The sequence below is a fragment of the Streptomyces sp. AMJ-169 genome (genome assembly GCF_055597585.1).
This window is the reverse complement of record NZ_JBVLTJ010000001.1, coordinates 249,758-273,144: the sequence shown is the minus strand read 5'-3', so window position 1 is coordinate 273,144 and position 23,387 is coordinate 249,758. Positions and strand designations below refer to the sequence as shown.

General features: G+C 71.4%; 15 protein-coding genes. 12 read left to right on the top strand and 3 right to left on the bottom strand.

The genetic code is table 11. The features are described 5' to 3' along the window. The first annotated feature begins 40 nt into the window (after positions 1-40). The 3 genes from ACYUD3_RS01110 to ACYUD3_RS01100 all read left to right on the top strand — a co-directional run bounded on the left by ACYUD3_RS01110 (position 41) and on the right by ACYUD3_RS01100 (position 2,491). A complete protein-coding gene (locus ACYUD3_RS01110) occupies positions 41-1,033 on the top strand; it encodes an acetylxylan esterase (RefSeq protein WP_470961973.1) in 993 nt (330 codons plus the stop codon). Between the two features lie 64 nt (positions 1,034-1,097). Then, positions 1,098-1,706 carry a hypothetical protein gene (locus ACYUD3_RS01105; protein ID WP_470961970.1) on the top strand — a complete coding sequence of 203 codons (609 nt, stop codon included), beginning with the start codon at positions 1,098-1,100 and terminating at the stop codon, positions 1,704-1,706. Positions 1,707-1,786: 80 nt separating this feature from the next. Continuing rightward, positions 1,787-2,491, top strand: coding sequence for a DUF1775 domain-containing protein (locus tag ACYUD3_RS01100; RefSeq protein WP_470961967.1), 705 nt, complete (start codon positions 1,787-1,789; stop codon positions 2,489-2,491). Positions 2,492-2,816: 325 nt separating this feature from the next. Here the strand turns inward: ACYUD3_RS01100 and ACYUD3_RS01095 are convergent, their stop codons facing one another. From ACYUD3_RS01095 to acnA, 3 genes are all read right to left on the bottom strand, one after another. Beyond that, positions 2,817-3,902: a lytic polysaccharide monooxygenase auxiliary activity family 9 protein gene (locus tag ACYUD3_RS01095; RefSeq protein WP_470961964.1), complete on the bottom strand. Its 1,086-nt coding sequence runs from the start codon at positions 3,900-3,902 to the stop codon at positions 2,817-2,819. Between the two features lie 188 nt (positions 3,903-4,090). Further along, positions 4,091-5,416: a sensor histidine kinase gene (locus ACYUD3_RS01090; RefSeq protein WP_470961961.1), complete on the bottom strand. Its 1,326-nt coding sequence runs from the start codon at positions 5,414-5,416 to the stop codon at positions 4,091-4,093. Between the two features lie 305 nt (positions 5,417-5,721). Then, positions 5,722-8,436 (bottom strand): aconitate hydratase AcnA, encoded by a 2,715-nt coding sequence (gene acnA, locus ACYUD3_RS01085; protein ID WP_470961958.1) that lies wholly within the window; start codon positions 8,434-8,436, stop codon positions 5,722-5,724. A 669-nt stretch (positions 8,437-9,105) separates the two neighbouring features. Between acnA and ACYUD3_RS01080 the strand changes: the two genes are divergently transcribed. The 9 genes from ACYUD3_RS01080 (at position 9,106) to ACYUD3_RS01040 (ending at position 23,281) form a co-directional block, all read left to right on the top strand. Continuing rightward, positions 9,106-10,005, top strand: coding sequence for a Vgb family protein (locus tag ACYUD3_RS01080; RefSeq protein WP_470961955.1), 900 nt, complete (start codon positions 9,106-9,108; stop codon positions 10,003-10,005). 198 nt (positions 10,006-10,203) lie between these two features. Then, on the top strand, positions 10,204-11,733 hold the full coding sequence (locus ACYUD3_RS01075) for a helix-turn-helix domain-containing protein (RefSeq protein WP_470961952.1): 1,530 nt from the start codon (positions 10,204-10,206) through the stop codon (positions 11,731-11,733). 278 nt (positions 11,734-12,011) lie between these two features. Continuing rightward, positions 12,012-13,580: a class I adenylate-forming enzyme family protein gene (locus tag ACYUD3_RS01070; protein WP_470961949.1), complete on the top strand. Its 1,569-nt coding sequence runs from the start codon at positions 12,012-12,014 to the stop codon at positions 13,578-13,580. 397 nt (positions 13,581-13,977) lie between these two features. Next, entirely contained in the window at positions 13,978-14,913 is a 936-nt protein-coding gene (locus ACYUD3_RS01065) for an aromatic prenyltransferase (RefSeq protein WP_470961946.1), read from the top strand. A gap of 26 nt (positions 14,914-14,939) precedes the next feature. Continuing rightward, entirely contained in the window at positions 14,940-16,694 is a 1,755-nt protein-coding gene (locus ACYUD3_RS01060; RefSeq protein WP_470961943.1) for an FAD-dependent monooxygenase, read from the top strand. Between the two features lie 65 nt (positions 16,695-16,759). Next, the gene (locus tag ACYUD3_RS01055; protein WP_470961940.1) at positions 16,760-18,265 is read left to right on the top strand and encodes an FAD-binding oxidoreductase; all 1,506 of its coding nucleotides are present in this window, start codon (positions 16,760-16,762) and stop codon (positions 18,263-18,265) included. Positions 18,266-18,380: 115 nt separating this feature from the next. Beyond that, complete coding sequence (locus ACYUD3_RS01050) at positions 18,381-20,096, top strand: prenyltransferase/squalene oxidase repeat-containing protein (protein WP_470961937.1); 1,716 nt, start codon at positions 18,381-18,383, stop codon at positions 20,094-20,096. A 147-nt stretch (positions 20,097-20,243) separates the two neighbouring features. Further along, positions 20,244-21,143 carry an RNA polymerase sigma factor SigJ gene (gene sigJ, locus ACYUD3_RS01045; RefSeq protein WP_470961934.1) on the top strand — a complete coding sequence of 300 codons (900 nt, stop codon included), beginning with the start codon at positions 20,244-20,246 and terminating at the stop codon, positions 21,141-21,143. A 17-nt stretch (positions 21,144-21,160) separates the two neighbouring features. Further along, entirely contained in the window at positions 21,161-23,281 is a 2,121-nt protein-coding gene (locus tag ACYUD3_RS01040) for an MMPL family transporter (protein ID WP_470961931.1), read from the top strand. The last annotated feature ends 106 nt before the right edge of the window (positions 23,282-23,387 follow it).

The window sequence follows — 23,387 nt, the reverse complement described above, 5'->3', positions numbered from 1 at the left end:
AAGTTTCCCTTGCCCCACCGAATCCTGCGAGGTGTAGCCGGTGCCCGCGTTCGACCTGCCGCTGCGTGAACTGGAAGCGTTCCGGCCCGAGTTGGCGGAGCCCGACGACTTCGACGACTTCTGGGAGGGCACGCTGAAGGCGGCGGCGGAGACCGACCTGAAGGTCACCGCCGAACCCGTGGCGACCGGCCTGAAGCTGACGGAGACCTGGGACGTGACGTTCCGCGGCTTCGGCGGCGCCCCGGTCCGCGCCTGGTACACCCGCCCGGCCGGAATGCCCGAACTCCTGCCCGCCGTCGTGGAGTTCGCCGGCTGGGGCCGCGGCCGGGGCCTGCCGCACGAGCGCCTGACGTGGCCGGCGGCCGGCTACGCCCACCTGCTGATGGACAACCGCGGCCAGGGCGACAGCTACGGCAACGGCGGCGGCGCCACCCCCGACCCGTACCCCCCGGCCGAGGGCGGCCCCGGGGTCGTCGTACGCGGGCTGCTCGACCCGGTGCGGTACTACTACCGGCGGCTCATCACCGACGCCGTGCGCGCGGTGGCGGCGGTGCGGGCGCTGCCCGGGGTGGACGGCTCCCGGGTCGCGGCCGTCGGCAACAGCCAGGGCGGGGGGCTCGCGCTGGCCGTGGCGGGTCTGGTGCCCGACCTCGCGGCGGCCGTCGTCACCGCCCCGCTGCTGTGCGGTGTCCGGCGCGCCCTGGACCTCACCGACGCGGGCCCCTACGGCGAGATCGCCGCCTATCTGTCCGTGCACCGGGACGCGGTGGACCAGACCTACCGCACGCTCTCCTACATGGAGGGCGTCTCCTTCGCCCGCCGCGCGCAGGCGCCGGCCCACTTCGGCGTCGGCCTGCGCGACACGGTCTGCCCGCCCAGCGGAGCGTTCGCCGCCTTCAACCGCTATGCGGAGCTGGCGAGTTCGGAGCCGGACAAGGAGATCCACGCCTACCCCTTCAACGGCCACGAGGGCGGCGACGCCGTCCAGACCGCGAGGCAACTCCGCTGGCTGCACGGGGTCTTGGGCACCTGAACAGCCCGACCGGACCGGCCGTATCCCTGAGGAACACTCCCAAGTGCTCCACAATGGGCGGACCATGACCGAGTTCCGTACGCCGCGCCGCGCGCCGCTGCCCGCACTGCGGGCGGCGGTCTTCGCGGCGGCCGGCACGGCTCTCGGCACCAGCGCCCACCACCTCACCTCGGCGACTCCCCTGGACTGGCGGCGCGTTGCCCTGGGCGCGGCGGTCCTGTTCGCGATCGGCCTGCGCGGTGTGCGCCGGCCCAGGTCGCTGCCGGTCGTGGCCCCGGTGTGCGCCGCCGCGCAGGCGGGACTGCACCTGTGGCTCACGGCGGGCCAGGAACACGCCGCCGACCTGGGCACGCTGCCGATGGGCCACGCCCATCACACCGCCCAAGCCGCCCACGGTTCCTGGACGATGACCGCAGGCCACGCGCTGGCGGCCCTGCTCGTCGCGGCACTCCTCCAGCGCGCGGACGCGGTCTGCTGGACCCTGGCCCGGGGCTTCGCGTCGAGCCTGCGCTCCCGGACGGCGACGGTCGCGGCCCTGCTCGGCGGCCGTACGACGGTCAACTCACCGTGGCCGCAGCCCTGTTCGGGGTACGCCGACCCGCCCCGGCGGCGGCCCGGCGGGACGCTGCTGGCGGACGTGGTGATCCGCAGGGGACCACCGGCCGGAAAGTGACACGGCTCCCCGAAGAGCCCACGCACCCCTTTCCGACCACTCACGGCCCGCGCCGCACCCTGCCCTGGAGACGTACACCCATGCCCTCTTTCCGCCGCACCACCCTCACCGCCTGCGTCCTGGTCGCCCTCACCACGAGCCCCGCGTTCGCGCACGTCGAGGTAGAGGCCGACCAGGCCCAGGCGCTCGCCCAGAACGTCACCCTCACCACCCACGCCGAGTCCGAGTCGGCCACCTCCGGCATCACCGCCGTCCGCGTCGTCCTCCCCGAGGGCATCGCCCCAGCCGACGTCACCTACGGCAAGGGCCCCAAGGGCTGGGCCCTGAAGGCGACTTCGGACGGCTACAGCGTCGAGGGCCCCGCCCTCCCGGTCGGCGAGGACGCCGAGGTCTCGGTCGTCGTACGCCAGTTGCCGGACGCGAAGGAACTGGTCTTCAAGACGCTCCAGACCTACGCCGACGGCAAGGTCGACCGCTGGATCGAGCTGGAGAAGGCGGGGGCGGCGGAGGAGGAGGCCGGGCACAGTCACGAGGGGAACCCGGCGCCGGTGCTGAAGCTGACGGCGGCGGCGCCCGGCGCGGCTCTGAACTCGCCGACTCCGACGCCGAGTTCGACGCCTTCCCCCGAGCCGAGCGCCCCCGAGGCTTCTCCGGTCGCCGCCGAGAAGGACGGCAACAGCGGTATGTCCGGCGGGACTTGGGCCGCGATCGGGGCGGCGCTGGTGCTGGCCGCCGGGGCGGTCTGGTTCGCGGTGCGGCGCCGCAAGCCGGCCTCGGAGGCGTAGCGGCCGTCCGGCCCGCCGGTGCCTCCCGCGCCCCGGCGGGCCTCAACTCATTTGACGGCAACGGCAGTTGACGCTGTACAGTACAGGTATAGACCCCAGACAACGTTGCCCGCTCACAGCGTTGTCCTCCCCCAGGCTCCCCCTCACCTGTGTCCCATCCGGGTGACGGGGGACCCTCCCCGGCCGGTCCCGCTCCCCCCTTGGGACCGTCCGGCTCGCGGGCCCGGTGACACACGGCTCGATGCCACCGGGCCCGCACCGAGCACCGGTCGGGGCTCCCCCGAAGCCCCAACCCCCCTCGGCCCGGCCGGAGTTCAGCGGCGGCTCAGCCGACCCGGCACGGCAGGGTCGTCGTACTGTCCCCGGCGCCGCCCGTGACGACGTACCCGAAGCTCGCCGTCTGGCCCGGACTCAGGGAGCCGTTCCAGTCGGCGTTGTGGACCATCACCGCCTGGCCGTTGTAGGTCGCGTTGCCGTTCCACAGGCTGTCGACCTTCTGGCCGTCCGGCAGGGACCAGTCGACCATCCAGCCGAGCATGGGGACGTCACCGGAGTTGGTGACGGTGACCTCGGTCTGGTAGCCGCCGCTCCAGGTGCCCGTGGTCTTGCGGGTCGCCGAACAGGTGCCGGGGACCGGCTGGTTGGGGTCGCCGGGCTCATGGATGCCGGTGACCTCGCCGTTGCCGCCGTCGAAGACGACGTCGGAGCAGGAGTAGAAGGTCTCCGTGCTGTCCGAGCGCTGCCAGACCATGTAGATGATGTGGCGGCCGGACTTGTTCGCCGGAAGCTGCCCGGACCAGGAGTAGTTGGCCTCGACCGTGCCCGGACTGCCGTGCAGCGGCGGGTGGTCGACGGTCAGGAAGGGCTGGTCCTCCATGTCGTTCCAGGTGAGCGTCTTCGTCGGGTCGAAGCCGTCCTTGGTGACGTACACATAGAACCAACCCGGGTGCGCGGCCCAGGCGTTGTAGGAGAAGTCGATCGTGCGGCCCGCCGTGAGGTGCGTGACCGGCCAGTCGTCGCGGGCCGCGTTGAACCCGGTGAAGTTGGTGTTGCCGCCGCTGCACAGCTGGCCGTCCGGGACGAAGCCCTTGGTGCGGCCCGCGCCGTCGGAGCGCAGCACGGAGAACCAGTTGTAGAACGGCGTGGTCCCGCTGACCTGCTGGGCGTTGCGGCAGGCCGGGTTGACCGGCTTGATCTCACCGGTCGAGGTCAGCGCGTCCTGCCAGCACAGGAAGGTGCGGCTGGCGGGTTTCATGGGGGTGCCGTGCGCCTCCGCCTTGCCGCCGGTCGAGAGGATCAGTCCCAGCGCGGGGACGAGGGCGAGCACGGAGACGAGGACGAGCAGGAGGGAGCGGTGCCGTAAGCTCCGCTTTTTTGGCGTGATCATGCCAGGCTTGAAGAGGTACGACATGGCACAGGATTCCGTCCTTTCCGGTACGGCCGTACGGGAGTCGGGGGGTGTGCGGGGTGTGCCTGGGTGAGGCGGGAGCGCCCCTCGGCGTGCCGGCGGGTTCCGGTCCGACCGACCGGGTGGGAGCGCTCCCACCTCATCTGTGGCGGACGGTAGCGCTGTGCGGCGTGGTTGTAAACAGGGTCTGCCTACCGCTGCCGGCCCGCCTGTGCCACCGGCATGAGCGCCGCCTCCGCGAGCGGGAGCCCGATGGTGAACTCGGTGTGCCCGGGCTCGCTGCGGACGGTCAGGGCGCCGCCGTGGGCGGTGACGATCGCGCTCGCGACGGCGAGGCCGAGCCCGGATCCGGCGGGGCTGCCGTGGGCGCGGGTGCGGGCGGTGTCGGCGCGGGTGAAGCGGTCGAAGACGGTGGGCAGCAGGGCGCCGGGGATGCCGGGGCCGTCGTCGCGCACCCGGACCGCGCAGCTGTCCCGGTCCGTCGTGAGGCTGACCGTGACCCTGGTCCCGGCCGGGGTGTGCTGGCGGGCGTTGGCGAGGAGGCTGTCGACCGCGCGGCGCAGCGCCGTCTCGTCGCCGAGGGTCAACGGGACGGTGTCCAGGTGGAGTTCGAGCTGCCACTCGTGGTCCTCGGCGTCCTCGGGAGCCGTACGCGCCTTCCAGACGGCCTCCGCGACGAGCGCCGCCATGTCGATCTCGGCGCGCTGCGGCGGGCGGCCCTCGTCGAGGCGGGCGAGCAGGAGGAGGTCTTCGACGAGGCCGGTCATCCGGGCGGACTCGGCGGTGACGCGGCGCCAGGCGAGGTCGGGGGCGAGGGGTCCGGCGCCGCGGTTCATGAGTTCCGCGTACCCGGCGATCGAGGCGAGCGGGGTGCGCAGTTCGTGGCTGGCGTCGGCGAGGAAGCGGCGCATGCGCTCCTCGGCGCGGCGGCGGGCGGCGTCGGCGGATTCGGCGCGCTCCAGCAGCGGGCGCAGCCGGCGTCGTACGAGGAGGGCGCAGGCGCAGGCCGCCGCTGTCAGGCCGGCCGCCGCCACGGCCGCTTCCGTGAGGATCAGGGTGCGGATGGTGCGGTGTACGCCGGCCAGGGGGAGGCCGATGAGGACGCGTACGCCTTGGTGGTCGAGGGCGGTGAGGCGGTAGGGGCCGAGGCCGGGGACCGTGCGGGTGTGGCGGGTGCCGTCGGGGGCGATGCCGGTGAGGGCGGTGCGCTGGGCGGGGGTGAGGGAGGCGGGGAGGGCGCCGGGGCCTGTGACGGCTGCGGCCAGGAAGGTGCCGTCGGCTGCCGGGCGGGCGGCCAGGAGGCCTTGTGTACGGCCCGAGTCGGGGAGGAAGGCGGGGTTGCCGGGGCGGGACTGGGCTGCGGCCAGGCCGAGTTGGGCGGCGGTGGCGACCTGGTCGTCCAACTCGTCGAGGAGGTAGGCGCGTTGGAGGAGGGCGGTGGTGAGGGCGGTCGCCGTGCAGAGGGTCGCGAGGGTGAGGAGGATCGGGAGGAGGAGGCCGGTGCGCAGGTGTTTCATGAGCTTCGCCAGGCGGTCCGGGGGGCGGCGGGCGGGCGGGGTGGGTCGTACGCAGGGGCGAAGTCGGGTGCCCTGTCTGGCTGTCGGTGCCCCCGGGGGCGGTGCGGCGGCGCGGGGGCGGGAGCCGGCTCCCCTTGGTGCGCGCGGGCCGGGCCGTGGTCGGAGGCTCATGTCCCGATCGTGTCCCGATCGGCTGGGGGAATCCTGTGTTCAGCCTGAGGCGGGCCGATGTAACGGGGCGAAAACGGCGAAGGGCCGCACCCCGGTCACCCGGGATGCGGCCCTCAACTGGTGAGCCTTGCTTGCTACTTGCGGAGCAGGCTGCGCAGGACGTACTGCATGATGCCGCCGTTGCGGTAGTAGTCCGCCTCGCCGGGGGTGTCGATGCGGACGACCGCGTCGAACGCGACGCCGGTGTCGGTGGTGACCTTCACCGTGCTCGGGGTGGTGCCGTTGTTGAGCTCCTCGACGCCGGTGAAGGAGAAGGTCTCCTCGCCGGTGAGGCCGAGGGACTCGGCGTTCTGGCCGGCCGGGAACTGGAGCGGGAGGACGCCCATGCCGATGAGGTTGGAGCGGTGGATGCGCTCGTAGGACTCGGTGATGACGGCCTTGACGCCGAGGAGCGCGGTGCCCTTGGCGGCCCAGTCGCGGGACGAGCCGGAGCCGTACTCCTTGCCGCCCAGGATGACCAGCGGGATGCCCTGGTCGATGTAGTTGCGCGAGGCGTCGTAGATGAACGACACGGGCGCGTCCGGCTGGGTGAAGTCGCGGGTGTAGCCGCCCTCGGTGCCCGGCGCGATCTGGTTGCGCAGGCGGATGTTGGCGAACGTGCCGCGGATCATGACCTCGTGGTTGCCGCGGCGCGAGCCGTAGCTGTTGAAGTCGCGGCGCTCGACGCCGTGCTCCGTGAGGTACTTGCCGGCCGGGGTGTCGGCCTTGATGGCGCCGGCCGGGGAGATGTGGTCGGTGGTGACCGAGTCGCCGAGCTTGGCGAGGACGCGGGCGCCGGCGATGTCGCTGACCGGCGCGGGCTCCAGCTCCATGCCCTCGAAGTACGGGGGCTTGCGGACGTAGGTCGACTCGGCGTCCCACTCGAAGGTGTTGCCGGTCGGGACGGGCAGGGACTGCCACTGGAGGTCGCCGGCGAAGACGTCGGAGTAGGACTTGGCGAACATGTCCTCGCCGATCGCGCTCGCGACGACGTCGTTGACCTCGGCCTCGGAGGGCCAGATGTCGGCGAGGAAGACCGGCTTGCCGTCCTGGTCGGTGCCGAGGGCGTCCTTGGTGATGTCCACCTTCATCGAGCCGGCGAGGGCGTACGCGACGACCAGCGGCGGGGAGGCGAGGTAGTTCATCTTGACGTCGGGGTTGATGCGGCCCTCGAAGTTCCGGTTGCCGGAGAGGACCGAAGTCACCGCGAGGTCATGGTCGTTGACGGCCTTGGAGACCTCTTCCGGCAGCGGTCCTGAGTTGCCGATGCAGGTGGTGCAGCCGTAACCGACGAGGTTGAAGCCGACCTTGTCGAGGTAGGGGGTGAGCCCCGCCTTGTCGAAGTAGTCGGTGACGACCTTGGAGCCCGGGGCGAGGGTGGTCTTGACCCAGGGCTTGCGGGTCAGGCCCTTCTCCACGGCCTTCTTCGCGACGAGCGCGGCGGCGACCATGACGTACGGGTTGGAGGTGTTGGTGCAGGACGTGATCGCCGCGACGGTGACCGCGCCGTGGTCGATCTCGTACGTCGAGCCGTCGGGGGCCGTCACGGTGACCGGGTTGGACGGGACGCCGTTGGCGCCGGCCGGGGAGTCGGAGGCCGGGAAGGACTCCTTGCCCGACTCGTCGGCGCTGTCGACGTAGTTGCGCACGTCGAGCGCGAACTGCTGAGCGGCGTTGGCAAGGACGATGCGGTCCTGCGGGCGCTTCGGACCGGCGATCGACGGGACGACCGTCGAGAGGTCCAGCTCCAGCTTCTCGGAGAAGTCGGGCTCGGCCTTCGGGTCCAGCCAGAGGCCCTGCTCCTTGGCGTACGCCTCGACGAGGGCGACCTGCTGAGCCGAACGGCCGGTCAGGCGCAGGTAGTTCAGCGTCTCGTCGTCGATCGGGAAGATCGCGGCGGTGGAGCCGAACTCCGGGGACATGTTGCCGATGGTGGCGCGGTTGGCGAGGCTCGTGGCGGCGACGCCCTCGCCGTAGAACTCGACGAACTTGCCGACGACGCCGTGCTTGCGCAGCATCTCGGTGATCGTGAGCACGAGGTCGGTGGCGGTGGTGCCGGTGGGCAGCTCGCCGGTCAGCTTGAAGCCGACGACGCGCGGGATGAGCATCGAGACCGGCTGGCCGAGCATCGCGGCCTCGGCCTCGATGCCGCCGACGCCCCAGCCGAGCACGCCGAGGCCGTTGACCATGGTGGTGTGCGAGTCGGTGCCGACCAGCGTGTCCGGGTACGCCTGGCCGTTACGGACCATGACGGTCCGGGCGAGGTGCTCGATGTTGACCTGGTGGACGATGCCGGTGCCCGGGGGGACGACCTTGAAGTCGTCGAACGCGGTCTGGCCCCAGCGCAGGAACTGGTAGCGCTCCTTGTTGCGGCCGTACTCCAGGTCGACGTTCTGCTTGAACGCGTCGTTGGTGCCGAACTTGTCGGCGATGACGGAGTGGTCGATGACCATCTCGGCCGGGGAGAGCGGGTTGATCTTCGCCGGGTCGCCGCCGAGCGCCGCGACGGCCTCACGCATGGTGGCGAGGTCCACGACGCAGGGGACGCCGGTGAAGTCCTGCATGATCACGCGGGCCGGCGTGAACTGGATCTCCTGGCTGGGCTGGGCCTGCGAGTCCCAGCCGCCGAGGGCGCGGATGTGGTCGGCGGTGATGTTCGCGCCGTCCTCCGTGCGGAGCAGGTTCTCCAGCAGGACCTTCAGGCTGTACGGAAGGCGAGCCGAGCCTTCCACCTTGTCCAGCCGGAAGATCTCGTACGACTCGTCGCCCACGCTGAGCGTGGAGCGGGCGTCGAAGCTGTTCGCCGACACGACAGTCTCCTTCATTGATGTGCGCGTACCACCGCATCCTGCCGCCACACCTACTTGGCCGATCCGCTAAGGTAGGGCTAAGTTAGGTAACCCTTACTACGGGGGGCGGCTCGCGGTGCGCCTCGGCAGATATCTCGATGTCGAGATAACTCTAGTACATGGGGGGTGATTGGTCATGCCCGGGTGGGGGTGACCGCTGTCATCGGTGCTGACGGACTTCGGTCCCGGGGTCGCGGGGATCGCTTCGCAGCCGTTCGTCTTTCGCCGGCGAAAGACGCGGAGGGCATCGAGGCGCCCTCGCAGCGCACGCTCTACCTGCTGTTCGACAAGCCGGCCGGTGAACGCGCGTCCGGCCGACCGCCCTGAACCGGCCCTCCATATCCGCGAGACCGCCCGGTCCGGGAGCGCGACCATCCGTGCCCTGCTCCTCCACCGACGCCGGCCTCAGGTGAACGAGTCCGATTCGCTCGGCACCGATTCGCCACGATGGAGCGCGCGATGCGGAACCCTGCATCGCCGACCTGCATCCCCAGAGCCGAACCAGACCGACTGAGACCGCACCCGCCACCCAAGCACCCCGGCATTAACCAGAGGCGGCCACGGGAGCGCTCTGGATAGCATCCGCGGACCCCGAACTCCACCCCGCCCGCCGACGAAGGAACCCGCCCTATGCCGCGCCGTCCGGCCCATCCGATCGCAGAATTCCCCGTGTCCGGCAGCGACGCCGGCCCCTACGGAATCACCTGCGGCCCCGACAACGCGCTGTGGTTCACCATGGTCCACCACGGACGGATCGGCCGGGTCACCACCGACGGCGACACCACCTCCTACCAGCTCGAACCCGCCTCCGGCGGACCGTCGATCATCACCGCAGGACCCGACGACGCGCTGTGGTTCACCGAATTCCGCGGCCACCGGATCGGCCGCATCACCACGGCCGGAGACATCAGCTCGTTCCCGCTGCCGACGCCGGACGCCGGGCCGTTCGGCATCACCGCGGGCCCCGACAGGGCACTGTGGTTCACCGAAGCGAGCGCCGACCGCATCGGCCGCGTCACACTCGACGGTGACGTCACCGAGTTCCCCCTCCCGCTCTCGGGAGCCTTCCCGTCCGCCATCGCCACCGGCCCGGACAGCCGACTGTGGTTCACGATGAACCAGGCGAACGCGATCGGCGCCATCGGACTCGACGGTCACGTCGCCGTCCACCCTCTGCCCACACCGGCCGCAGCCCCGGTCGGCATCACCGCCGGCGCCGATGGAGCCATGTGGTTCGTCGAGATCGGCGCCGGTCGGATCGGACGGATCACGCTCGACGGAAAGATCGACGAATTCGCCCTGCCCGACCCCGCGTCCCGCCCGCACGCCATCACGGCCGGGGCCGACGGAAACTGCTGGTTCACCGAATGGGGAGCCAACCGCATCGGCCGGATCACCCCCGACGGCCGGATCGACGAACACGACCTCCCCAGCCCGGCCTCCGAACCACACGGCATCACCCTGGGCCCGGACGGCGCGATCTGGACAGCCCTGGAGATCGGAACGGTCGCCCGACTCACACCGCGCTGAGCCCCAGCCACCCGGTCGGCCCCTCGGGACGGAATCACCCGTAAGGGGGTACCGAGGTGGCGGAGAGCCCGAAGCAGGCGTACTAATTGGCGGGATTTGACGGATTTTTCATGCTGTTTCATTGATGGTCCGTCAAAGTCGTGACCCGGACAGGCCACTCGGGATGCGGCATCTCATATCTGAGATAACCTCGGCCTCATGGCAGACGATTACCTCGTACGCATCGGCAAGCTCATCCGTGACGCCCGGCAACACCGTGGCTGGACACAGGCTCAGCTGGCCGAAGCCCTCGGCACCAGCCAGAGCGCCGTCAACCGGATCGAGCGGGGCAACCAGAACATCAGCCTTGAGATGATCGCCCGAATCGGTGAAGCGCTGGACAGCGAGATCGTGTCGCTGGGCTACGCCGGCCCGATGCACCTGCGCGTCGTCGGCGGCCGCCGCCTCTCCGGCGCGATCGACGTGAAGACGAGCAAGAACGCGTGCGTGGCGCTGCTGTGCGCCTCGCTGCTCAACCAGGGCCGTACGGTGCTGCGCCGGGTCGCGCGCATCGAGGAGGTCTACCGGCTCCTGGAGGTCCTCCAGTCCATCGGCGTCCGCACCCGCTGGATCAGCGAAGGCGTCGACCTCGAACTGATCCCCCCGGCCGAGCTGGACATGGCGGCGATCGACGCGGACGCCGCCGTACGCACCCGCTCGATCATCATGTTCCTCGGCCCGCTGCTGCACGAGATGGACCGCTTCAAGCTGCCGTACGCCGGCGGCTGCGACCTCGGCACCCGCACGATCGAGCCGCACATGATCGCGCTGCGCCGCTTCGGCCTCGACGTCGCGGCGACCGAGGGGCAGTACCACGCGCAGGTCGACCGGGGGGTGCGCCCCGACCGGCCGATCGTGCTGACCGAGCGCGGGGACACGGTCACCGAGAACGCCCTCCTCGCCGCCGCCCGCCACGACGGCGTGACCGTCATCCGCAACGCCTCCTCCAATTACATGGTCCAGGACCTGTGCTTCTTCCTGGAGGCGCTGGGCGTGCGGGTCGACGGGATCGGTACGACGACCCTGACCGTGCACGGCGTCCCGACCATCGACGTCGACGTCGACTACTCCCCCTCCGAGGACCCGGTCGAGGCGATGAGCCTGCTGGCCGCCGCCGTCGTCACGGAGTCCGAGCTCACGGTCCGCCGGGTACCCATCGAGTTCCTGGAGATCGAGCTGGCGGTCCTGGAGGAGATGGGGCTGGACCACGACCGCAGCCCCGAGTACGTCGCCGACAACGGCCGTACGCGCCTGGTGGACCTGACCGTCCGCCCCTCCAAGCTGGAGGCGCCGATCGACAAGATCCACCCGATGCCGTTCCCCGGCCTCAACATCGACAACGTGCCCTTCTTCGCGGCCATCGCGGCCGTCGCGCAGGGCAAGACCCTCATCCACGACTGGGTCTACGACAACCGCGCGATCTACCTCACCGACCTCAACCGCCTCGGCGGACGCCTCCAACTCCTCGACCCCCACCGGGTGTTGGTCGAGGGCCCGACCCGCTGGCGGGCCGCCGAGATGATGTGCCCACCGGCTCTGCGGCCGGCCGTCGTGGTCCTGCTCGCGATGATGGCGGCGGACGGGACGTCGGTGCTGCGGAATGTGTATGTCATCAATCGGGGGTACGAGGATCTGGCGGAGCGGTTGAATTCGATCGGGGCGCAGATCGAGATCTTTCGGGATATCTGAGCCAACTCCCGCTGGGGGTGGTTGAGTTGTCCGTCGCGGGCGGGGCCTCTTTCCGGGGTCCCGCCCGTTTCGCCGCCCGCGCTCGGAAGCGCGCCGGGGTTTTCGCTGAGGTTCGCGCTGGGGTTCGCGCTGAGGTTCACGCCGAGGTTCGCGCCAAGCCCTCGCCAACTCCCCCGCCACTCAAGCCCAAGCCCCCCACCCAATGCTGGCCGCGCCGCACGGCATCGGGAAGAAGGGGGCCCTCGCTTCGGGAGGGGTGGGGGCCGGACGGAGGTCTTATGAGGCGCGATCCGCTGGACAAGCGTGGGCTGTATCTCGGGGTCGTGCCGGAGCGGGCGGCGGCGCGGGACGGCTCTGTACCGCTCACTCTGGACCATGACCTGGATGTGCTGCCGGACGCCGGGCGGCGGCTGACCGTCGGTGAACTCGCTTGGTACGTCGCCGAGTTGGCGAACCGGATCGCCGCCGCCGGGGTGCGTCCCGGGGAACGGGTCGTCGTGCACAAGGGCGCCAACTTCGACGTATGGCTGCTGGCGACGGCGATCGCGCGGGCCGGCGCGGTGCCGGTGATGCTGTCGCACGCGCTGGACCCGGCGACGATCGCCGCCCTGCTCGAGCGTCTGGACAAACCCCATCTCCTCACGGACGCAGGCAAGTTGACGGAACTCTCCGGCGTCCCGCTCGCCGGCCTCACCGCGAGCGTGCTCAGCGTCGACGCGGCCGGACCCGGGGTGACCTCACTGCGCGACCTGCTCAACTCCCCTGTGATCAGGCCCGTGTTCCAGGGTCTCGACGAACCCGCGATGATCACCCACACCTCCGGTACGACGGGACTGCCCAAGCTGGTCGTGCACACCCCGCGCACCATGCGGGCCCGGCTGCGCCCGCAGCTCTTCCTGCTGGCGCTGCCGCGGCGGAAGGAGACCGTCGCCATCCACATCGCGTTCGGCCACTCCCGGATGTTCGCGGCGATGTCCCTGTGCCTCGCGAAGAGGCTGCCGGTGCTGCTGGTCAACAAGGGCGCCCCCGACGACGTCGCCGAGTTCTTCGCCCGGCACCGGCCCGGGCTGATCGAGGCGCTGCCCAACTCCTTTCTGGCGTGGGAGAGTCTGGCCGACGACCCGCGCGAGCCGTTCGCCTCGGTCAAGTACTTCAGCAGCACGTTCGACGCGATCCACCCGCGGACCATGCGCCGCCTCCTCGACGCCTCCCGGCGCCGCTCGCCGCAGTTCTTCCAGATCTACGGCCAGAGCGAGGTCGGTCCCGCCGTCGGACGCCCTTATTTCCGGCGCCACATGGGCCGGATGGACGGCCGCTGCGTCGGCTACCCGCTGCCCGGCAGCGCCCGCGTCCGCCTGGTCAGCCAGAACGGCAGACGCCCGTCCCCGGCCAACCCCGGTGCGATAGAGGCCCGTTGGGACGGCATCGCCAAGTCGTACCACGGCGAGCAGGAGCGGTACGACGAGAACGTGCACGACGGCTGGTGGCGCACCGGTGATGTCGGGTACCGGACCCGGTTCGGCTGTCTGCACATGCTGGACCGGGAGTTCGACGTCATCCCCGGGGTCGGCAGCAGTCTGGAGATCGAGGATCTCGTTCTGGACCGGCTGGCGGAACTGGCCGAACTGGTCGTCGTACGGGGGCCGGAGGGGGAGGGGGTGCCGGTCGTCTGTACGGTCGGGGACCGGCCGCTGGACCTCGACCGCTGGCGCGCGGCCGTCGCCGGGTATCCGCAGCTGGGCGAGCCGGTCCAGATACCACTGGCGGAGCTGCCTCGGACGGCGACGCTGAAGACGCGGCGGGTGGAGTTGTCGCGGCGGTTGGCGGAGGGGGCGGCGGCTTCTTGAGCAACTAGGGCTGGGGTGGGGGGAGTTCACGCCTCGGTCGGCGGACGCCGGCGGGAGATCCAGGGGGAGCCGGAGGGCGGGCGGGCGTCTGATTCGGGGAGATGGCGGGCGGGGGCCGTGGCCGGTGGTTCGGGGAGATGACGGGCGGGGGCCGTGGCCGGCGGCTCCCGTCCGTCGTCGGCATGCCCGCCCCCTCGCCACGCGGCAAATGACTACGAGCCCAACTCCCCTTCCCTCAGCCCTGCTTGCCTCCGCCTCCCCCAACTCCCCTCGCCTCAGCCCTGTTTGTCGCCCGCCACCAACTCCCCTTCCCTCAGCCCAACTTGCCGCCCCCTCCCCCAACTCCCGCCAAGCCGACGGCAAGTCACCCCCAAGCCCCCTCCCCCAGCCTTTCCGTATGGAGCGTCGAGTGGAAGGCAGCGCGATGGAGGATTCGGTGGAACTGCTTTATGCGGCGGTCGAGGAATCGGCCGCACTGCTGGACGTCCCGTGCGAGCGGAAGAAAGTCCTGCCCCTTCTCCGGGTGTATGGCGAAGGGCTCGCCGACGCCGTTATAGCGTTCCGGGTCTCCACCGGGACGCGCGGGGCGGGAGAACTCGACTGCCGGTTCACCGTCCCGACGTCCACCGACCCTTATGAGACCGCCGTACGGAATGGCCTGATCGAAGAGACCGAGCACCCCGCCGGGAAACTGCTCGCGGAGATCGGTGAGCGTTTCCCCGTCGACGGTTACGGAATCGACTTCGGTGTCGTCGGCGGATTCAAGAAGATCTGGGTGGTTTTCCCCAGGGACGCGCTCCAGCCGCTCACGGAACTCGCGGAGCTGCCCTCGATGCCCCGGGCGCTGAAGGAGAGCCTCGGCTTCTTCGGGCGGTACGCGCTGGGTGACTCGGCCGGGCTGCTGGGGATCGACTACCGCAGCCGCACGGTGAACATCTACTTCGGCGAACTCCCGGCGGCCGGCGTCGCGCCGGAGGTGACGCGGGCGGTGCTGGGCGAGACCGGGCAGGCGGCGCCGAGCGCGCAGATGCTGGCGCTCGGGGAAAAGGCGTTCGGGGTGTATGTGACGCTGAATTGGGACGAGCCGGAGGTGGAGCGGATCTGTTTCGCCGTGGCGACCGCGAATCCGGCGGAACTTCCCGTCGCCCTCGATCCGAAGGTGGAGCGTTTCGTCGCGCACGTGATGCGGTCCACCCCGCAGCCGAAATTCGTGTACGCGGTCGCTTCTCTTCCCGACGGCGAGTACTACAAGCTCCAGTCCTATTACCGATGGCGGGACGAGGTCATGGACATCATGCAATTGTCCGACGGCGCGCTCGCGAATCCGGTGTGAACCCTGTTCCAGGAGAAAGGACAGTCATGGGAACTCTCGACGTCCCGGTTCTGATCGTCGGCGGGGGCGGGTGCGGTCTGTCCGCCTCGGTGTTCCTGTCGGATCACGGGGTCGGTCATCTGCTGGTGGAGCGGCGGGCGGAGACATCGGCCCTGCCGAAGGCGCACTATCTCAACCAGCGCACGGCGGAGATCTTCCGCCAGCACGGCATCGCCGATTCCGTGGCCCAAGTCGCCGCCCCGCCCGAGGAGTTCGGCACGGTCCGCTGGCAGACGACGCTCACCGGGGCGGGCCCGCTGGACCGGCGCGTCATCCATGAACTCGACGGCTTCGGCGGCGGCGCGCTGCGCGAGCGGTACACGGCGGCGGGGCCCGAGCTGCCGGCCAAGCTGCCGCAGGTGCGGCTTGAGCCGATCCTCAAACGCCATGCGGAGCAACAGAATCCGGGCGGTGTGCGGTTCGGGACGGAGCTGCTGTCGCTGACCGACGAGGGCGAGCGGGTGACCGCCGAGCTCCGGGACACGGCGAGCGGCGGGACGACGACCGTCCACGCGCGGTACGTCGTCGCGGCCGACGGCGGCCGGACCGTCGGACCCGCGCTGGGCGTCCAAATGCAGGGCCTGCCCGCCCTGTTCGACGCGACGACCGTCTACTTCTCGGCGGACCTGTCGCCGTGGTGGACCGAGGGCTCGATCATCACCTGGTTCCTCAACCCCTACCGCCAGGACCTCTCCAGCGCGCTCATCGAGATGGGCCCGACATGGGGAAAACACTGCGAGGAGTGGGGACTTCACGTCTCCCTCACGGGCGTCGACCGCACCGACGGACAGGCGGTCACCGCCCGCGTCCGCGAGGTACTCGGCCTGCCCGAGCTGGAGTTGACGCTGCACGAGGTGACGAGCTGGACGGTGGAGGCGGTGCTCGCCGAGCGCTACCGGTACGGCCGTGTCCTGCTCGCCGGTGACGCCGCGCACCGCCAGCCGCCGGCCGTCGGGCTCGGTCTCAACACCGGCGTCCAGGACGCCCACAACCTCGCCTGGAAGCTGGCCGCCATCCTCAACGGGCGTGCCACGGAAGACCTGTTGGACACCTACGAGGCCGAGCGCAGGCCGGTCGGGCAGTTCAACCTCGGCTGGGCGATGGGCGCGGCCTCGCACCACCAGGTCGTCATCGATGCGGCCGTCGGCCTCGGCGCGCACGTCCCGCCGGAGCGCCGGACCCCGGTGTTCTTCGGGTACTTCGCGCCCGCGCCGACCGGGGCGGCCCAACGGGCGCGCGCGGCGGAGATCTTCGCGACGCACCGCGCCGAGTGCCAGGCGCACGACGTCGAGCTGGGCTACGCCTACGCGCAGGGCGCCGTCGTCCCGGACGGCACCGCCCCGCCGGCCCGCGCGCCCCTGGGCGACGTGTACGAGCCGACGGGCCGCCCCGGTCACCGCCTCCCGCACGCCTGGCTGGACCACGGCGGGCGCCGCCTGTCCACGCACGACCTCGCGGGAACCGGTTTCGCCCTGCTCACCGGCGCCCAGGGCACCGCCTGGACGGAAGCCGCCGCGCAGGTCGCCGAGAAGCTGTCGGTGCCGCTGGCCACGGCCCGTATAGGCGACAACTACATCCCGGCCGACGGCACTTGGGGCGAGGTCGCCGGCATCGGCGAGGAGGGCGCGCTGCTGGTCCGCCCGGACAACCACGTCGCCTGGCGCAGCGCCGGCGCGGTGGCCGATCCGGCGGCCGAACTGGGCGCCGTGCTGGGGCAGTTGCTGGACCGGTCCGAGGGCTGACGCCCCAACGGCCGGTCGGCGCACCACCTTTCACCCATCCCGAACCACGAAAGAGACCTCCCAACATGCTCAACCGCAGAGCTTTCCTCGCCGGTGCGGGCGGGGCCGCGCTGGCCGGCGTCGTACTGCCGTCGGCCGCCGCTCGCGCCAACTCCCCGGGCAGCTGGGGCCAGTTGCGCCGGCATCTCCAGGGGCGGCTGGTGCTGCCCGCCGACAGCGGTTACTCAACTGCCAAGCAGCTGTACCAGATCCAGTTCGACGACACCTCGCCGCGCGGGGTCGCGTACTGCACGTCGGCCGCCGATGTCGCGCTGTGCCTGAAGTTCGCCCAGGACCACGCCCTGCCGGTCGCCGCGCGCAGCGGCGGGCACAGCGCGGGCGGGTACTCGACGACGCCGGGGCTCGTGGTCGACGTGTCGGGGCTGGACTCGATCGGCGTCGGCAGCGGCGGCGCGGTGATCGGCCCCGGCGCCCAACTCGTCGATCTGCTGGAGGCGTTGGCGCCGAAGGGGCTCGCGGTGTCGGGCGGTTACTGTCCGACGGTCGCGGCGGGCGGGTTCCTGCTGGGCGGCGGCATGGGCCTGTTCACCCGCAGCATCGGGATGGCCTCGGACAAGGTGACGTCCGCGCAGGTCGTACTGGCCGACGGGCGGGTCGTGACGGCCTCGCCGAAGGAGCACCCGGACCTGTTCTGGGCGCTGCGCGGCGGCGGGGGCGGCAACTTCGGGATCGTCACGTCGTACACGTTCACGCCGACCGCGCTGACGAATATCGCGGCCGTCAATCTGTCGTGGCCCTACGACCAGGCGCAGGACATGCTGGACGGCTGGACGCGGTGGCTGGCGGACGCGCCGGTGTCGATCGGCAGCGGGATGAACGTGACGCTGGAGGACGCGGCGCCGGGGAAGGTGCCGGCGACGACCGTGTTCCTCGGGTCGGTCGACACCGGCCCGGCGTTCGCGGCCGAGGTCGAGCGGCTGATCTCGCTGGTCGGTCGTCAGCCCGCGTTCCGGCAGGGGTTCACCGCGCCGTACCGGTCGGTGCTGATGTCGCTGTACCGGTGCGCGGATCTGTCGGCGGCGCAGTGTCATCGCGTGGACGACGGCGGGCAGTTGCCGCGTCCTGCGTTCGGGGTGTGGCGCAGCCGGCTGTTCGGTGCGGCCATGCCGCGCGAGGGGTGGGCCAAGGCGCTCGACGTCATGGACGCCGACCGACTCGCGGGCCAGGCGCGGCAGTTGCAGATCTCCGCGCTCGGCGGGGCCGTCAACACGCTGTCGCGCACCGAGACCGCGTACGTCCACCGCGACAGCCTCTACTCGGTCAGCTTCCTCACCTCCAACGCGTCCGCGCCGGTCGCGGCCGAGGCGAGGGCCGCCGCCGGGCGGTTCGTGGACGCCGGGTTCAAGGCGGTCGATCCGTACTCGAACGGGGAGACGTACCAGAACTTCATCGATCCGCGGCTGCCGGACTGGAAGCGGTCGTACTACGCCGAGAACTACGGGCGGCTGGTGCGGGTGAAGCGGGAGTACGACCGGCACGGGCTGTTCCGGTTCGCGCAGAGCATCCGCTGACGCACCGGGTCCGCCGTGTCCGCAGGGCCGTCGAGGGTTCCACGAGCCCTCGGCGGCCCTTTTTAAAGCGCTTTAAGCCTCTTCTCGACACTCTTCCTGACCTGCGGAGAACCTCATGCGCGTACCCGACTCCCTGTACTCCACCCCTCTGTCCTGGCCCCCGGACGTCGACCGCGCGCGCGTGCGCCGGGCCACCTCCCGGCTGATCCGGCACATCACCTCCCAGACCGCCCCCGACGGCGCGATCCGCGACCGCTGCGAGAGCCGCGTGCTGGAGTCGGCGCTGGCGCTGGCGCTGATGGACCGCCTCGGGTACGTCGCCCCGGGGCGTGACCGCCTGCTCGGCTTCCTGACCCCGCACCTGGACTCGCCGCACCGGCTGGACCGCGTGCTGGCCGGGCTCGCGATACGCCGGGCCGGCGCAGCTCCCGCCGCCCCCACGGCCGATCCCGCGCTCGCGGCGAAGCTCACGGAGAGCGTCCTGGGCGCCGCCCCCGGCTTCATCTCGGCGCGCCGGCGCAAGATGGTGGGCGCGGTCCTGAAGGTGCTGGGCTGCCCGCTGCCGGCGGACGCGGTCCCGGCGGACTCCGGGCCGCCCCCGACCGACCCGATCCACTCCTGGGCGGCCGTGCAGCAGGCCGCGATCACGCTGATCCTGGCCGACCGGCCCACCTCGGCCACCGAAGCCGCCCTGCGCACCCTGAAGGCCACCGAGCCCGAGACCAGGGTCTGGGAGGGCTACACCCTGATGCACATCCTGACGCTGCACGCCCTGGCCGGCGTCCCTGGTGAACGCGACACCGCGCGGAGAGCGCTCACGACGCTGCTGACGTGCCAACGGGCGGACGGGGGCTTCCCGTTCGTGATGGAGATGGACAACTGGTGCACGGCCACCGCGGGAATCGCCCTGACGGCGGCGGGCGCTCCCGCGCGCGTGGTGCGCCGCATGGCGGGGTTCATCGCGGCACACCAGGGAAGCACCGCTCACCAGGAAGGCACCCCGCCGCCGTCCCTCGCGCGCGGGGCGACGCTCAGCGGCGGCTGGTCGATGTCCCCGGCGGTGGCCCAGAACGACGTGGACGACACCTCGTGCGCGCTGGAGTTCCTTCAGCGGGTGGACCCGGTGGCGTTCGGCGGTCCGGTGCGGCGGGGCGTCGACGCGCTGCTCGCCGTGCAGGGCGCGAACGGCGGTTTCCCGACGTACGTCGCGGGGGCGTCGTCGGAACCGTGCATGACGGCGGCGGCGGTCGGCGCGCTGGCGCCGCATCCGGCGACGGCTCCGGCGCGTGAGCGGGCGCTGGGGTTCCTGGCGGACCGCCAGGGGGCCGACGGGGGGTTCGAGCCGGGCTGGTCCCGCAGCCGGCTGCACACGCTGTTCAGGGCCCGGCTGGCGGCCTGCACGGCCGACCCCCGCGACGCCCGCACCTCGGAGATGGCCGCACGGATCGAGCGGACCGTGCGCGAGACGCAGAACGGCGACGGCGGCTGGGGCATGCGGCCCGGTGACCCGAGCGACGACATCAGCACCGCGTACGGGCTGATCTCGCTGTGCTACGGCGCCGACCTGGGCGCGATCGGGCGGGCCGCGGCCTGGCTGCTGGACCACCAGGACGCGGACGGCGGCTACAGCGGGCCGCCGGACATGGTCGGTCCGCGCCCGTTCGACTACCACTTCCCGGTGCTGACGGACGCGCCGGTGCTGCTGGCGTTCGGTCACCTGCGCGCGCGTGTGGTGAGCGGCCAGCCCGCCGGCGGCGTACGCCAAGAAGCTCACCAAGGAGCCCGCCAGGGAGCCCGCCAGGGAGCCCGCCAAGAAGTCCGCCAGAAATGAGACCTGGGTCACATTCACCGGGTCCGATGTCACACTCCGGGGCCTCGGACCGCTCTCAGCCTGTCGTAAGCATCCGCAACGGGAGGTCCTACGATGTCCCACCCTCCGCCGGATTCACGGGGAGCCTTGCCGGAAGGCGGCCCGGCGGTGTCCGATCAGGCGGCGCACACCGCGACACAGGTGTTCAAGCGCCACCGTGAGCTGCTGTTCTCCATCGTCTACAACACGCTCGGGAACGTCGCCGACACCGAGGACGTGCTCCAGGAGACCTGGCTGTCCTGGGCGGCGCGGCACCGGGCGCCGGGCGCGGTGCCGGTCGCGAACCCGCGCGCGTACCTCGTGCGGATCGCCGTGAACCGGGCCCTCGCCCAGCAGGCGACCGTCAGCCGCCGCAGGGAGGCCTACGTCGGCCCCTGGCTGCCCGAGCCGCTGGTGAGCCCGCTGGGCGACCCGCCGGTCCCGGACGACGCGGCCGTCCGCGCGGAGTCGGTGTCCATGGCGCTGCTGGTGGTCCTGGAGACGCTGACGCCCCTGGAGCGCGGTGTGTTCGTGCTGCACGAGGTGTTCGGCTACCCGCACAGCGAGATCGCCGAGATCCTCGACCGCACCCCGGCCGCCGTCCGCCAGCTCGCGCACCGCGCGCGGGAGCACGTCCACGCCCGCAGGCCGCGTTACGAGCCCGACCCGCGCGTACGCCGCCAGGTCACCGAACGCTTTCTGGCCGCCGCGCTCGGCGGCGACCTGGACGCCCTGATGCGGCTCCTGGCGCCCGACGTGACGTTGTGGGGCGACGGGGGCGGTCTGGTCCGTACGGCCGGTCTGCGGCCCGTACAGGGCCGCGAGAGGGTCGCCAGGCTGCTGTCGTCGGTCGCCCCCGGCAAGGGTCTGGACGTCGCCTACCGCAGCGTCAACGGCGATCCGTCGGCGCTGCTGCTCACCGGTGACACGCCCTTCGCCGTGCTGGTGCTCGACCTCACGCCGGACGGCGACCGGGTGTGCGGGATCTACACCGTCACCAACCCCGACAAGCTCGCCCGCGTCAAGTGAAACGTAAGGAAACGAACGTGTTGCGCAAACTGGCTTCCGTGCCCGGCGGGAGGGTGGCGAAGTGGGTCGTCCTCGCCGTCTGGGCCGTCGTCCTCGTCCCGGCGCTCATGCTCGCCGGGAAGCTGGGGGACGCCGAGCAGAACGACAACTCGGCCTGGCTCCCGGGCAATGCCGAGTCCACGAAGATCGTGCAGCGGGCGGAGAAGTTCCTGCCCTCGGACACCGTTCCCGCGATCGTCGTCTACGACCGTCCGGGCGGGGTCACCGGCGCCGACCTGGCGAAGGCCGCGGCCGACGCCAAGGCGTTCCAGTCGCTCGGCGGGGTCGTCGGGCAGCCCCAGGGGCCGGTGCGGTCCGCGGACGGCAAGGCGATCCAGACCGTCGTCCAGGTCCACAAGGACAAGACCGGCTGGGAGGGGATCGGCAAGGTCGTCGACAAGATGACCGATGTCGGGAAGGCGGGCGCCGACGGGCTCGGGTTCCATGTGGCGGGGCCGGCCGGGACCGCGTCCGACTCGATCAAGGGGTTCAGCCAGGGCGGCGGGCTGACGATGATCACGGCGGCGGTCGTGGTGATCATGCTCCTGGTGACCTACCGCAGTCCCTGGCTGCCCCTGTTGCCGCTGGTCACGGTCGGCACCGCGCTGATGACCTCCGAGGCCGTCATCTACCTGCTGGCGAAACACGCGGGGCTGGTCGTCAACAAGCAGACGAGTTTCATCCTCACCGTCCTGGTCTTCGGCGCCGCGACGGACTACGCGATGCTGCTGACCTCGCGCTACCGGGACGAGCTGCGCCGCCATGAGGACCGGCACGAGGCGATGGCGGTGGCCCTGCGCCGCTCGGGCCCGGCGATCGTCGCCAGCGCCGCGACCGTCGCCGTCAGCCTGATGCTGCTGATGCTCGCCACCCTGGGCTCCACCCAGGGCATGGGTCCGGCCTGCGCGGTCGGCATCCTGGTGGGCCTGCTCGCCATGGTCACGCTGATGCCGGCCCTCCTGGTGATCTGCGGCCGGTGGATCTTCTGGCCGGTGAAACCGTCGTACGGCTCCGAGGCGGCGGCCAAGGAGAGCGTGTGGACGCGGGTCGGTACGGCTGTCTCCGCGCGCCCGCGCGTGGTGTGGATCGGCACCGCGCTGGTCCTGGCCGCCATGGCGCTCGGCTCCCTCGGTCTCAAGGCGGACGGGCTCGCCAGCAGTGACCAGTTCACGAACAAGCCCCAGTCGGCGACCGGCGAGGAGATCCAGGCCGCGCACTTCCCCGTGGGCTCCGGCGATCCGGTGTACGTCGTCTCCAAGGCGGCCTCGGCCGATCAGGTCAGGGCGGCGCTGGCCGGCGTCGACGGCATCGCGTCCGTGTCGGCGCCGGTCGTCAAGGACGGCGAGGCGCTGCTCCTGGGCGTCCTCAAGGACGATCCGAGCAGTACGGCCGCCATGGACACCGTCGCCCGCGCGCGAAGCGCCGTACACGCCGTGCAGGGCGCCGAGGCGGAGGTCGGCGGCAACGCGGCGGTGCTGCTGGACACGAACGACGCGGCGGCCCGGGACTCCAAGGTGATCATCCCGATCGTGCTGGCGGTGGTCTTCCTGATCCTCGCGCTGCTGCTGCGGGCGGTCGTCGCGCCGCTGCTGCTGATGGCGACCGTGGTGCTGTCCTTCGGGGCGGCGATGGGCGTGAGCAGCCTGGTCTTCGACCACGTCTTCCACTTCGCGGGCGCCGAGGCGTCGTTCCCGCTGCTGGCGTTCGTGTTCCTGGTCGCGCTCGGCATCGACTACAACATCTTCCTCGTCACGCGCGTGCGCGAGCTGACCGCCGAACAGGGCACCAGGAAGGGCGCCTTGACGGGGCTGTCCGCGACGGGCGGCGTCATCACCTCCGCGGGGCTCGTCCTCGCCGGGACGTTCGCCGCGATGGGCTCGCTGCCCCTGGTGTTCGCCGCCGAGCTCGGCTTCGCCGTCGCCTTCGGGGTCCTTCTCGACACCCTGGTCGTCCGCTCGGTCCTCGTCACCGCGCTGACCCTGGACGTCGGCCGCTGGATGTGGTGGCCGAGCCGACTGTTCCACCGCGCGGACGACTCCCTGTCCCCCACGGGGGTGGCGGACAGGGAGCCCGAGCCGAGGCGGGTTAAAGCGCTTTAAGAACCCACGGGTTCAAGCGCTTTAAGAACCATCCGAAGGCCGTACGTCCCGGTGGGGCGTACGGCCTTCGGTGTGCCGGGGTCCGGTTCACGTGGCCTCTCCCGTT